This is a genomic window from Vibrio sp. J2-3(2022), assembly GCF_021725735.1.
Lineage (GTDB): Bacteria > Pseudomonadota > Gammaproteobacteria > Enterobacterales > Vibrionaceae > Vibrio > Vibrio diabolicus.
Window position 1 is genome coordinate 1,477,754 of record NZ_JAKKCK010000001.1, and the last position, 12,653, is coordinate 1,490,406.

Annotated in this window: 16 protein-coding genes; 6 read left to right on the forward strand and 10 right to left on the reverse strand. The window is 45.5% G+C overall.

Translation table 11 applies throughout. The annotated features are described in order from the left end of the window. Positions 1–190 precede the first annotated feature (190 nt). Positions 191–706 (forward strand): superoxide dismutase family protein, encoded by a 516-nt coding sequence (locus tag L3V27_RS06385; RefSeq protein WP_048625386.1) that lies wholly within the window; start codon positions 191–193, stop codon positions 704–706. A gap of 30 nt (positions 707–736) precedes the next feature. On the opposite strand, the gene L3V27_RS06390 is transcribed toward L3V27_RS06385, so the two are convergent. From L3V27_RS06390 to L3V27_RS06405, 4 genes are all read right to left on the reverse strand, one after another. Continuing rightward, on the reverse strand, positions 737–2,110 hold the full coding sequence (locus L3V27_RS06390; protein ID WP_237311336.1) for a HAMP domain-containing sensor histidine kinase: 1,374 nt from the start codon (positions 2,108–2,110) through the stop codon (positions 737–739). Between the two features lie 114 nt (positions 2,111–2,224). Then, positions 2,225–2,956, reverse strand: coding sequence for a response regulator transcription factor (locus L3V27_RS06395; protein WP_237311338.1), 732 nt, complete (start codon positions 2,954–2,956; stop codon positions 2,225–2,227). 146 nt (positions 2,957–3,102) lie between these two features. Next, entirely contained in the window at positions 3,103–3,798 is a 696-nt protein-coding gene (locus L3V27_RS06400; protein ID WP_237311341.1) for a spondin domain-containing protein, read from the reverse strand. A 9-nt stretch (positions 3,799–3,807) separates the two neighbouring features. Beyond that, on the reverse strand, positions 3,808–4,491 hold the full coding sequence (locus L3V27_RS06405) for a spondin domain-containing protein (protein ID WP_005384002.1): 684 nt from the start codon (positions 4,489–4,491) through the stop codon (positions 3,808–3,810). 288 nt (positions 4,492–4,779) lie between these two features. On the opposite strand from L3V27_RS06405, the gene L3V27_RS06410 reads away from it, so the two are divergent. From L3V27_RS06410 to L3V27_RS06420, 3 genes are all read left to right on the forward strand, one after another. Continuing rightward, positions 4,780–5,253 carry a hypothetical protein gene (locus L3V27_RS06410; RefSeq protein WP_237311342.1) on the forward strand — a complete coding sequence of 158 codons (474 nt, stop codon included), beginning with the start codon at positions 4,780–4,782 and terminating at the stop codon, positions 5,251–5,253. Between the two features lie 77 nt (positions 5,254–5,330). After that, entirely contained in the window at positions 5,331–6,260 is a 930-nt protein-coding gene (locus L3V27_RS06415) for a LysR family transcriptional regulator (RefSeq protein WP_237311344.1), read from the forward strand. Between the two features lie 30 nt (positions 6,261–6,290). Beyond that, positions 6,291–6,674: a VOC family protein gene (locus L3V27_RS06420; protein ID WP_048625392.1), complete on the forward strand. Its 384-nt coding sequence runs from the start codon at positions 6,291–6,293 to the stop codon at positions 6,672–6,674. Here the strand turns inward: L3V27_RS06420 and L3V27_RS06425 are convergent. The 5 genes from L3V27_RS06425 to L3V27_RS06445 form a co-directional block, all read right to left on the reverse strand. After that, positions 6,654–7,019 (reverse strand): hypothetical protein, encoded by a 366-nt coding sequence (locus L3V27_RS06425; protein WP_080619260.1) that lies wholly within the window; start codon positions 7,017–7,019, stop codon positions 6,654–6,656. The two genes, L3V27_RS06420 and L3V27_RS06425, sit on opposite strands and share 21 nt — an antisense overlap. Before the next feature lie 176 nt (positions 7,020–7,195). Further along, on the reverse strand, positions 7,196–7,585 hold the full coding sequence (locus L3V27_RS06430; protein ID WP_005394852.1) for a cytochrome b562: 390 nt from the start codon (positions 7,583–7,585) through the stop codon (positions 7,196–7,198). Positions 7,586–7,739: 154 nt separating this feature from the next. After that, positions 7,740–8,492 (reverse strand): phosphatase, encoded by a 753-nt coding sequence (locus tag L3V27_RS06435; protein ID WP_237311346.1) that lies wholly within the window; start codon positions 8,490–8,492, stop codon positions 7,740–7,742. 83 nt (positions 8,493–8,575) lie between these two features. Further along, complete coding sequence (locus tag L3V27_RS06440) at positions 8,576–9,022, reverse strand: SRPBCC domain-containing protein (protein WP_048625393.1); 447 nt, start codon at positions 9,020–9,022, stop codon at positions 8,576–8,578. 99 nt (positions 9,023–9,121) lie between these two features. Next, complete coding sequence (locus L3V27_RS06445; protein ID WP_237311348.1) at positions 9,122–10,045, reverse strand: DMT family transporter; 924 nt, start codon at positions 10,043–10,045, stop codon at positions 9,122–9,124. 129 nt (positions 10,046–10,174) lie between these two features. On the opposite strand from L3V27_RS06445, the gene L3V27_RS06450 reads away from it, so the two are divergent. Both L3V27_RS06450 and L3V27_RS06455 read left to right on the forward strand, forming a co-directional pair. Beyond that, positions 10,175–11,065, forward strand: coding sequence for a LysR substrate-binding domain-containing protein (locus tag L3V27_RS06450; protein WP_085342548.1), 891 nt, complete (start codon positions 10,175–10,177; stop codon positions 11,063–11,065). A 125-nt stretch (positions 11,066–11,190) separates the two neighbouring features. After that, on the forward strand, positions 11,191–12,195 hold the full coding sequence (locus L3V27_RS06455) for a serine protease (RefSeq protein WP_237311349.1): 1,005 nt from the start codon (positions 11,191–11,193) through the stop codon (positions 12,193–12,195). A gap of 13 nt (positions 12,196–12,208) precedes the next feature. Here the strand turns inward: L3V27_RS06455 and fliJ are convergent, their stop codons facing one another. Beyond that, positions 12,209–12,649, reverse strand: a complete 441-nt coding sequence (gene fliJ / locus L3V27_RS06460) for a flagellar export protein FliJ (RefSeq protein ID WP_237311350.1) — start codon at positions 12,647–12,649, stop codon at positions 12,209–12,211. Between the last annotated feature and the right edge of the window lie 4 nt (positions 12,650–12,653).

Here is a 12,653-nt window from a genome sequence, read left to right on the forward strand (position 1 = left end):
TTTTATATCTGAACAATCTCAATATGTTAAGTCTTAATAATGGAGAACTGATTTCGCAGATAGATACCAGTTTAAGACCATAGAGTGAGACACATCACTCTCTGACATAAACCCACCGCTCAACAGACATAAGGAAGAGAAGTTTTCACTAATATGTGCTTGAGCGTACAACCAAAAAGAAGGAAGTCCCATGTTAAAAGGATTGCTATGCATTTCAGTTGCTGCCACTCTCGTAGCCGCCCCTAACGTACTTGCGCAGACTGTCGCGATGACCGATCTCAACAGTAAGAAGAGCGCTGGCACCATTGAGATTTCACAAAGTGACTATGGCGTGGTATTTATGCCTCAGTTATCAGGTTTGTCATCAGGGGTGCACGGCTTCCATGTTCACACCAAACCATCGTGCGATAGCGCGGAGAAGAATGGCAAAACCGTCCTTGGCGGTGCAGCAGGTGGTCACTATGACCCCAGCAACACAGGGAAACATGGCTACCCTTGGACCGATGACAATCATTTAGGCGACCTGCCTCCACTCTATGTGGACATGGATGGCAATGCCAATCAGCCCGTTGTCGCGCCTCGCCTAAAATTATCAGATTTAAAAGGACGAGCGTTAATGATTCATGCTGGCGGCGACAATCACTCCGACCACCCCGCTAAATTAGGCGGCGGCGGTGCGCGCGTTGTATGTGGCGTTATTAAGTAGTCATTCGATAAGCCAAATTCGCGCTTCTCCTCAGGCAGCGAGAAGTGCGAATTTTTGTTGATACTCAGTGTCCGTCTCACACGTCTCTAAGTAGCTGTGGTGCAACATTAAAATTGACTGCACTATCTTTGTACCAATTCCTAATGCGCCACCGACGGCATCTTTATCAATTCGGTTGACAAAAGTGAACAGGATTCGCGACTTATCTTCACTCAAATGCGCTTGGCAATGCACTTCTGAGCCAATTGGGCTGTGGCGTAATGCATTTTCAAGCAGGTTAAATACCAACCGCTCCAATAGCCCCTTGTCACCCACGGTTTGGATTTCGCTATCGATATCCACTTTCAACACCACTTCTTTACGAGAAAACTGGCTCTGCATCGTCTCGGCACATTCTGCCATCAATGCGCCAAGATCTATGGGGCGGTACTCGTAGTTTGGCATTGGGGCTTCTTTACGGGCAGCGTCTAATAAAGAATGCAATTGAGTTGAGAGCTTCTCACAATTTCGGAACGCGACATCAATCAAAGGATCAGATTCCGGATGTTTCAAACGCCACGTTTCCAGATAGCCAAGCACGCTCGATAACGGCGTTTTTAAATCATGACTGAGCTGCAACAAGCTCTGACGACGATGAGAAGACTGATACTCCAACTGTAAAAACTGCTGCTGAATGTGCTTCGCCATCATCTGATAAGAGTGCGCAATCGGCACGAGTTCCGGCACTTGGTGAGTAAAGTCAGGTTGCAGGTGAAAATCATGTTCGGCTTGCTGTTGAAGTTGCTTGGTCACGCGCTCAATCGGGTTCAATAGGCTACGTTTCACCAGCACATAAGCCCCTAGAGCAAAGCCTAAAATGGACACTAAGACCAATCCTGCCAGCGCGATGTAAGGGGTATCGACTTGCGCATTAGCAATGGCGTCATGTCGGGTACTGCCAATCACCACATAGAGATAACCGACCGTAGAGCCTAATTCCTCTATCGCCGCAACAGAAAACACTTTATGTTCACCGCGATTACGAGGATCTTCGCCTAAGATGGGAAGCGGTTCGTTGTTTAAGAATCGCTGAATGGGGTTCAGATCCACCGAGTCCATAAGCTTTGCACCATCTGGCGCAGCATGGGTGGTGATATTGCCTTGGCTATCGAGGAAATAGATTTCAAAATCAGGGCCGATCAACATGAGCGTATGAAAGATCGACTTAAGCGCTTTAGGGTTGTAATCCGTCCCGATCATCAGCGGATTATCGTCACGCATGTGACTGGCTAGTTCTTTATGCAGGCTTTGCTTAGTCCGTAACTCAATGGTTTCTTTTTGCCAATTGTAAGTCAGTGCAATCACCACCGCCACGAGGCAGAACCACAAGCTGGTAAATACCACTAAGCGAGATTTGAAGCTCATCCTATCGCCTCCTTAAACAGCGGTGTTTTTGAAACACCCGTGATGATTGAAAAATGACGGTGAAACAACTGCCAACTTACTGTCTGGCTTGATGTTTTGACTTGCTTTTTTGCATTAGTGTCTTGGCTGAAACTTATACCCAACGCCCCACACGGTTTGGATGAAGTGATGATCTGAATCAGACAAAGACAATTTGCTGCGTAAACGGTTAATGGTGCTACACACCGTGTGGTGATAACCAGAATGACTGGTGTTCCATACGTGATCGAGCAATTCATCTTTACTGTAGACTCTGCCCGGACGAGTCGCGAGAAACTGCAGCAAAGTAAACTCTGTCGCGGTAAGAGTGACATCCTTGTCGTTTAGGGATACTTGGTGCAACTCCGGAATGATTCTTAGCGGACCAAAATCCATCGCTTCGTCGAGGACTTCATTTGCTACTTTGGCCTCTGCGGTTTGACTGACTCGGCGCAGCACGTTTCGCACTCGTGCTTGGAATTCTAATACGCTAAACGGCTTAGTGATGTAGTCATCAACGCCCGCTTCTAAACCGTCAACCTTGTCCATTTCACCGTCTCTGGCTGTCAGCATGAGCACTGGATTCCAATCTTGTTGCTGACGCAAATAATGACAGATGTCTAGGCCATCACCATCTGGTAAACCTCGGTCAAGGATCAATAAATCAAAGGGTTGTTGCTGATATTGCGCTTTAGCATCGGCGACATTTGCGGCTCGCGATACTTGGTGTCCTTGAAACTTGAGATGCATCTGAACCAGTTCTGCCAAATCATCGTCATCTTCCACCAACAAGATGTTCGCGACTAAATTGATTGCCTGTTGTTCCATGGTCCTTTCCTTGCCTTCGAGTATCCTCACTTTGCACATGACCGGAACAAATTAGAAATTCTTTCAAAAAAGGTTCCGATGACGCCATGAGGGATAAAGCGCTCGGCTAAAAGCGCTTTGGAAAGGAGACGTCATCGGAGCCTGTGTTACTCGACTCGAGTGATGGTGACTTTCGCACCTGGATTCAAGAAACGATGGTTCGCAGAAAGTGCTGAGTTTGCTAATCCATCATCGTGGCTAACAACACCGGCATGGAATGCAACAACGTCACTGCTGTCATTACGAGCGGCATTGAAGCCCTCACCGCCACCTGCTGGGCCCGGAATGGTTGCGGCAAGTTCATCGTTCAGTTCCGTGCCGGAATCCCAAACGTTCATGCTCATTTCATAACTTTCACCCACTGCGAGCGATGTGAGCGATAGTCCCGTGTCGCCAACAAAGGCATCGTTGGTGTTCACGAACATAGACGCCACAGACAAGTAACCGTAACGGCTAGGGTCAACCGTGATGGTAACTTCGTCCGATGCCCCCGGCAAAACCAATCCATTACCTGAAATACCTTGGTAAACACTGTCATTACTGTTCATCAACTCAATCAGCTCGGCGTTACTACCGCCTTCGGCAAGATGCTCAAGTTCAACAGATGCGGCTTGGCCAATTTCAAACAATTGGTAGTCACCATTGTGAGTGAGTACCGCAAGCGGAGACATTGGTTGATTCGCAGTCAAGTTCGCCACGTTGACGGTGTAGCTGTACGATTTCACTACGTCGTTATCATCATCGCTTGGACAACCGGCGAGCAAACCGACTGAAGCTGCTACTAGTAAGATTCTGACTTTCATACATCCCCCTTACTTCACAACGATTGTGATGGTTGCAACTGGGTTTAACCAACGATGGCTGCTGCTGTCTAGATCACTGATGCCGCCGGTTGGATCGCTATCACCGAGGTTACCCGGATGCACGTGGACTTTGTCGTTAGTTACCGTTGCTTCAACGCCTGTGCCGCCAGTACCAAAGGTAATGAAAGGTGGGTTTGGCATGCTAGACGCAAGTTCATCGTTCGCTTCTGTACCGGCATCGTAGCTTCTTAGCGTTGCTCGGTATGTCCCCGCTTCCGTTGGAATCTTCCAACTATCCAGACCGACGAAACCATCATTGGTTGGTAACAACATCGCGCTCAGCGAAAGATAACCGTGGTCGCCACTATCCAAGGTGAAGGTGGTTGCAACACCTGGATTCAAAATACCACCAGCAGGATTCTCAACCACCGCACCACCAGCGTTACCAATCACACTAGCAAGCCCAGAGATATCACCGCCTTCTGCCATTGCTTCTAGTTCTGGAGTCGCTGCTTGACCCGTTCTGAACATTTGAAGATCAGAGCCATGTGCGGCAACAATAAGAGGCGTAAAGTAGATGCCTTTGGTTGCGTTTGTCACGGTGATTTCCAATTCCGCCGCATTCACTGATGCAGAGCCGAGTGCCATAGCGACTGAAGTCATGACGAGTCCGAGTTGGGTACGTTTTTTCATTGTGATTCCATCCTTTAATGAGGGTTGAACTACCCAAGCCCATGTGTACGGCTTTACTTCTTTGTTCGTGACTTGAGTAGGTTAAGCATTACGTTTCGAACGTTTTGCGTTCTTGCCTCTAAGAATGACGAGCAAATCTATCAGCAACTTCATCGAATTCTCATAAAACTCTCACAAGTTATGTACGAATTCTGTCAGCAGCACTTTTTTACTCTTAATCAGGAGTTTACACTTCGCGCTTTCCCCTCCTACAATGCGGTATTCCCTGTTTAAATCACGATTCTCACCATGATTCATAACGTTCTGTCTGCCTACTATGGCGAAATCTACGGCATCGCTTTTTTCAACCACTACTTGAACCATTACGCCCATGGTGAACAACAAACGCTGTGGCAAACCTTGGTTGAAGTAGAAGAGCTCACCGCAGAAAAGCTCAAGCCTGTAATGCTGACAAATGGCATGGATATCGAAAACCGACACCAAGAGATGCTTGATAAAGGCTTGGCAGACGCAACCAAGTGGATAGAGTTGCCATGGCTGGAGTTGGTGGCAACTCTTCTGAAGTGGGTAGAACCTTATGAGGTCAAGTATCAAGAGTGGCATGAAGAAGTGAAAGCTTCACAGCAGTATTCAATCGCTGAGCAAGAAGCTATCGAGTTGATTGCAGACCACGAAACGGCCATTTATCACTGTTGGCAGCAATACCATACTGGTGAATCTGGCTTGCCTGCACTCAATGCATTTTTGGCAAAATATCGTTAAAGCGAGACGGTGACACTTGAACCTCGTGAAACCGTACCAGACAATATCGTTATTCCGCTGCGCAGAACTGAACAATTATGGTTAATCCAAAACTCATTGCCCTACTTCCTGATCTTGCTTCGTTTATCTTGGTGGTAAACGAAGGCAGTTTTACCGCTGCAGCCAAACAACTCGGCGTGACACCATCTGCTTTAAGTAAGTTGATCACACGGTTGGAACAAGCCCTCTCGGTCAAACTGTTTGAGCGCACGACTCGTAAGTTGATGATCACTCAAGCAGGACAAAAGGTTTACGACCAAAGCATCGCAATGGTGAATGCCGCCCAGCAAGCCGTTGAGCTATCTGCGGAAGATCATGCCGAGCCAACAGGCGCACTCACAGTTGCAGCCCCTGAAGCATTTCTTAATTCGGTTCTTCAGCCATTTGTGTTGCCATTCCTAGAGCGTTATCCAAATATTCAGCTTAAGCTGCGTGCAGCAGATGGTGAGATTGATCTTTTCCGCCAAGGTATTGATGTCGCATTTAAGCTTACCGATAAACCCGATGAGAACCTGGTACTCAAAGAGATCAGCAAGACCAATCTCGTTTTATGTGCTTCTCCAGATTACCTCACCAAACACGGTATGCCTGAGCACCCAACCGAACTTGAGCAGCACGACTGTATTTACCTTGCCGAGAACGACAAAGACAACATCTGGTCGTTCTTTAAAGAGGAAGCGTTCCACTCGATTGCAGTAAGTGGACGCTACGCCGTCAACCACTCTCAAATGCGCTTGAATGGGGTTAAGTCTGGCTTGGGAATTGGGATCTTCCATGACTTCGTGATCAAAGACGCGTTAGAGCAAGGAGAAGTGGTAGAGGTGCTACCGGATTGGATGATAAAGAGTAACTACCACGGCGCTATCGCGATGCAGTATGCGCAAACCAAATACATGCCTGCTCGTCTGCGCGTGTTTATCGACTTCGTTAAGGAGCATTTAGTCTCCGAGGACGCTAACCATGCTTGAGGATACTAGCCATGTTTGAAGAGGTTAACCATGTTTAATGCCATTCATCACGTCGCGATCATTTGCAGTGATTATCCAAGGTCAAAACGCTTTTACACCGAATTGTTAGGGCTAAAAGTCATTGCTGAAAATTACCGTGAAGCCAGAGACTCCTACAAGCTTGACCTCGCTTTACCTGACGGCAGCCAAGTTGAATTGTTTAGCTTTCCGGACGCACCAGAGAGACCGAGCTTTCCTGAAGCTCAGGGGTTACGCCACCTTGCTTTTCAAGTGGATGATGTCGAGCATGTTAAAGAATATTTAGAGACGAGAGAAATTGAGGTAGAGCCCATTCGCATCGATGAATTTACAGGCAAAGCGTTTACCTTTTTCAAAGATCCAGATGGCTTGCCGCTAGAAGTTTATCAACGCTAACTTTGGTGGGGCACGAGGAACTGGCGTTTCAAATCGTACACTTAGAGCCAAAAAAGTGTAGCTTTCAGAAATGACCAAGCTCAGTTGTGGAAGTATTGGTGTAGTTGGAAGTGAATCATGATGAAAAGTCGAAAAGTGGCTAAAAGGACAAGGTTTGCCTTTATGGCTGACGGCATTGTCACTTTCTTCGATTTGAACCAATTCAAAACCGTTAAGCGTACATAGCGTCGCCCACACACCCATGCTGTTACCATGAGCATTGATAACAGGCATCAGGGTCACTAGCACCCAACTTAGAGCACTAGCAAATAGCATGGAGCGATAAAAAGGAATTAATCTACGCATAACGGTGACTTAACAAATTTAATTCAGCGTAACTAATTCTGAGTGCTAGCTCAAAAACAGGATCAATAAGTGGTTGCCACCTCACAGCTTTTCTTCAATAACGCAATTGACAGACACAAAAAAGCCCACCAAAACGGCAGGCTATTTTCATATTCTATTGTCAGCTTTTATCGCGATTAGCCGAACAGCTTACTCCAAATACTTGGGTTACGCTTGTCATGGTATTCTTCACGTAGGCTATCAATTTCACGTAATTGTGCTTTCGCGTCTTGCAGGTTACCAGCGTCTAAGTCTGCTTCAATCTTGTCTAACGTTACCGTTAGTTTATTAAAGCCTTCTAAGTAGGTATCGAATTTCTCTGGTGGATAGTTACCGCGCTTAGATTGCTCGACGATTGCTTGCAAGCTATCAATTGCAGACTTCATGGTTTCAACATCCGACGCTTCTGCCGCCTGTTTGAATTCCATCTTCATCTGCTTCATGTTTTGTTTTAAATCAACCGCTTCTGCCATTGCGTATGTTGAGCCAAACGCAATCGCACACCCTAGGACTAAAGGACGTAACATTTTCACTTCTCCATTTATAGTGCCGAATTCTGTGTCGGCTTTATTTACCCAAATAACCCACGCCATAAAGGCGACAAACTAGCTTAGTTGAGTATTTCCGGGTCGCAGTGTAAAGCAATCTTACGCCAGGTGCATACCTAAAATGTAATCAAGTTTATGCGTTGCGAATGTCGTCATACTCTGGAATTGGCTTACGGCCTCTCAGAGCTAAGAAAGACAAAAACTGCTGGGCGGTGTGAGTAATCACTTTTTTGCTATCGATACCCACTTTATCCATTAGCTCTCCAACCAAATCCAGATTACCAACATCATGACAGAAATGTGCATCACTTCCTGTTGTGAAGAAGACACCAAGCTCTTTACCGATTTGTGCAATCTCGTGGCAACGGTCTACGCTACCCACTCGGCTATTCCCTTTTAGCGTGGTGTTATTGATTTCAATCGCAACATTATGCTCTTTCGCGCACGTTAAAACGGCCTGAAAATCAAAGTCGAAATTTGGATTCCCAAGATGGCCAAGCGCATCAATACGACCGCTTTGAATCACATTAATGAGCGCTTCCGTATGAGTTTCTTTGTTTGCAGGACGAAAAACAGGTTCATGGAAACTTGCAATAACCCAATCTAGGTTACGATCGACACTCAGCGGAATATCGATGTCGCCTTCGGTATTAAGAATGTTGGATTCCACACCCCGAATGATCGCGATACCGTCTAAAAATCGAGGCAGGATTTTTTGGTTGGAGAAAAACCAGTAATGCGGCGCGCCCGGCATTGATTCTGCGTGATCGGTAGTACAGAACATATCCAAGCCGTTCTCTTTCGCCAATTTTGCATTTTCAATCAAGGTGCTGTACGCATGACCACTGGCGTACGTATGTGTATGGGTATCAACTTTAAATTCCATCATCCACTCTCTTAGGTGCGCTATCTTGCGTGCTATTGTATACCTACACGTGACGTACCGTCAGCCCAAGATGAGTATCAGACTTAAGCTTGCTCCTCACTGATGGCTTTTATTAGGGGCAACGCTTTTTCCCATCCGTGATTAAACATAGAAACAAAGTCGCTGTGCGTATGAATGGTGACATTGAGTAACAAACGATCACTATTGGTGTCGATCTGATAGATCTCTCGCGATCCAATCCACTTAGATGCTAAATCCCCATCCAATTGCTGCCTATTATCCGGATTAAAAATAGCAATGTGATGAAATTCAAGATGCTGTTGCGGTTGCACGATATCGATAGTCGCTCGCGTTCCGCCCATATCGGGATCAAAAAAAGTGATGTCTTGCCCTTCTTCCCATATCCCATCAAATTGAGACTGGGGTGAGAAAGCCTGTGCCCAGCGTTTGTATAACTCAGCATCGGTTAGCACTTCCCACACCCGTTGCGGTGTAGCCGAAATCTCAACGTAATAATTTAGCGTAAGCATTATTTCTCTCCCTGAACCTTTCTTGACGCTAGTTCATTGTCAGAAAAAATCAAACCTCACCTCTGATTTGCCTTATTTAATCCTCTATTTTCCGACAGGCTAAGAAGTTCTCGCTTGTAACCTACCACCACGATGCGCCGTAAAGCGAACCCAACATGTGTTCAGTATGGTTGCGAGCACGATTAAACTCATCCCGATAATTTGGCTTTGACTCATTCGGTCATCGAAAAACGCACTCTGCCAAACCGCGGTGAACAGTAGGTTAGTAAAAATAAGTGGTGCAAGTTGAGAGCCGCTGCTTGCCAGTTGATACGCTTTGGAGCGGAAAACTTGGGTGTTAATGATCATCAGGGACATCACACCGAGCCACAGCATATTAGAAGAAACAGTAGATTCCATCACATTGGCTTTGAGGAAAACATCGATGTCGTTAAACAACGTTAGCGGTAACAGAAATACGGCAGCAAACCCAAACGCCCAAAAGTTGATTTCTAATGGCGACATATCAGTTTTACTCACTTTATATAGCGTAAGCTGAGAGCCGGAATTGAAGAGTCCACCAGCTAGACCGAGTAATAAATCCGAGCGCCAAGTAAACTCCCCACCAACTCCCGCCAACATAACCACTCCAGTAAACGCCATTACTAAAGCCGCCAATGTTGAAACGCGAATGTGGCCTCCCATAAACAGCTTTTCAACCAAAGGAATAAATAATGGGCCAGTGGCAAACAATACCACCCCTTCTACCAGCGTTAACGTTTGTAGTGACGCGATGAAACACAACTGTGATAAGCCGATACAGAAGGCGCGAAGCAAAATCGATTTTAACGTCCCAGCTTTAGGAAAGGTAAGATTTTTGAAACGAAGGAAGACAAGCAAAATAAGTGCAGGAGCCAAAAAGCGTAAGAAACTAAACAGTGTGACGGAAAGTTCACCTGTCAACTGCTTTGCTAACAACCCAGTAACAGATAAGCTTAACGTAGACATCAGCATGAAAAGAATAGATTTATTTACTGCATTCATTCGATACTCCTTAATATATGGAGTATTTTATGAGATATCACTTATTGTAAATAGCGAGTAATATTAACCATTAATGTAAGAAAAACTTACAAGTTAACTTATCTCTCATCATGTTATGGTTTCTAAAATATGCGTAAATTAGTCCCTCTAAAATCCATCTATGCATTTGTCGCTGTGGCGGAATCTGGCAGCATGACAGAAGCAGCGCAGATATTAAGTGTGAGTCATTCGGCGGTGAGTCAGGCGATAAAATCACTGGAGACTCAGGTCAACAAGCCTCTGTTTGATCGCGTAGGCAGACAAGTTCAACTTAATGCTGACGGTAAAAAATATTATCGAAAGGTTGCGCCAGCTTTAGAACAAATTGTCGATGCCACAGAAGCGCTAATCCAAGACCAAAACTTGCAACGTATTACGCTTAATATGGTGAATTCCTTGGCGCTGCATTGGTGGATTCCGCGAATGTCGAGTTTGCAGGACTTTGCTCCGCAATTAGACGTTCGTTTATCCAACCTGTCTGGCAGGTTTAATCTAGAACAAGAAGGCATCGACGCAGCACTCGTGCATGGAAACACCGAGGAATGGCAAGATTATTACTGTGAAAAGCTCAGTGAAGATGAACTGGTTTTGGTGTGTAGCCCTGAATTGATAGCTAAGACGAAAGACTCAAATATCGCTCAACTGTTAAAGCAGTATCCCATCATTGAAGTCACTAACGAGCGAAGAAAAAATGACTGGAACGTGTGGCAGAATGCGACTGGCATCCTGCGACCTAAAAGCAAAAAACCAATCACTTTTAATATGTCGATACAAGCCGTGCAGGCGACGACTCGTCGTTTAGGCTTATTGGTGACTCATCGCTTGTTTGTGAAAGATGACATCAAATATGGTCAGTTAATCGAGCTGGGTAAACCCGTCATTAATCCTAACCAACAGTTTTACTTTGTTTGCCCACCACACAAGCTAAAGTTGGAATCGTTTCACCTTCTGCGCTCGTGGTTGCAACAATCATTCAATTAAAGAAACCTTTTGTTAAGCACATTCATTGAAAAATTAGTATAAAGTTAGAAAGAGCACTTTTCATCCAAGGATGGTTTATGAAGCGGTATCAAATATGGTTAAGCGTACTCTGCCTCGCAGTACCCATGAGTGCAATCACTGAAAGTGAAGACGCTCATTCAGAGCAAGGTATCTCAACGGCAATCATAGGCGGCCAGCAAGCCACTCAAAATCAATTGCCCTTTTTCGCACGACTCATTCTACACAAAACTGGCGCTAATCAATTTGCCAACATCTGTGGCGGCACTATTGTTAATGACCGCTTCATTTTAACCGCCGCTCATTGTGTAGAGCCGAGTGTTTTTTCTGATGGATGGACAATCAATGATCTGCGAGTCTTAGTAAAAAACCCGACAATGAACGATGTGTTTGTTGAGGAATTCAAAGATGTTCGCTCTATCACTATTCATCCAAATTACGAGCCTAGTGATTTATGGATAAATGATATCGCCGTACTTGAACTTACCCACACGATCACCGACAACGTTCAATCCATTACGTTGCCGCAAGATTTTGGTGATTACAGCAGCAAATCGGTTTATCAGATATTCGGTTTAGGGCAAACCTCGACCAACGATGAAAATGGACCAAACTATTTGCGATGGGCGGAAGTAAAACCACTCACCGATGCGCAATGTACTTCTTTAGTGACGGGGTTTAATGCTCAAGAAAGCTTATGTGCCAATGGGTTCCCTGAGCGCAGTTATACCGGTATTTGCAGCGGTGACTCTGGTGGCCCTCTCACCTATCAAGACAACAACGGAATGTATCAACAAATCGGTATTGTGAGCTATGGTTCTTCTGTTTGTGAATCCGCTGCGATTCCGAGTGTGTTTACTGAGGTTCTAAACTACACAACATGGATTGAAGCCCAAACCAGTTCGGGAGTGAAAACGCGTTACAATGCCCTCTTAGCAAGCACAGAAGATTATCATAGTGAAGGTGATTCCGGCTTTGAACCAGAAGATACCAACACATCTGGCTTTGAGGATAATGGCAGTAGTGGTGGCGCACTTGGCGCAGGGATGATCATGCTTGGAGGCTGGTTTGGTTGGCTAAGACGCCGAAGAAATTATTCGCGCTCCAAATAGCTTCGATAAGACATCATAATATCTTGCGCTTAACACGAGAGTTGATGATGTCTTCTATTATTTTTTGCTCTTTTTTCGCTTTTTCATAATTTTGCTTAGTACGCCATCGTTCGAGCACTTTTTCTAACCCTTGAACACGAGCGTGTTTGTGCTCCAGCGTTTTTTGTACAGACGCGCATTCCGCTTGCATGACGGCTTGTTCATGCTCATGGTGGCGAAGCATTTTTTGCAGCATTTGATCGACACGATTAAAGTTCATCAGCGCTGCGCTTGTCAGTGTTGGAACAGTTCTGGTTGATTGTCCCGCATGGCCTTTCAATGCTGACAATTGTTCCAACTGCATTGAAAGATGGGAGTGACGTTGACGTATAGCATCAAGTTGTTGACCCACACGATCACGTTGCTTTTCTTCCATTTGTTGCAGCTTACCCACTGCTTTTAACTTGGATTTCATCTCA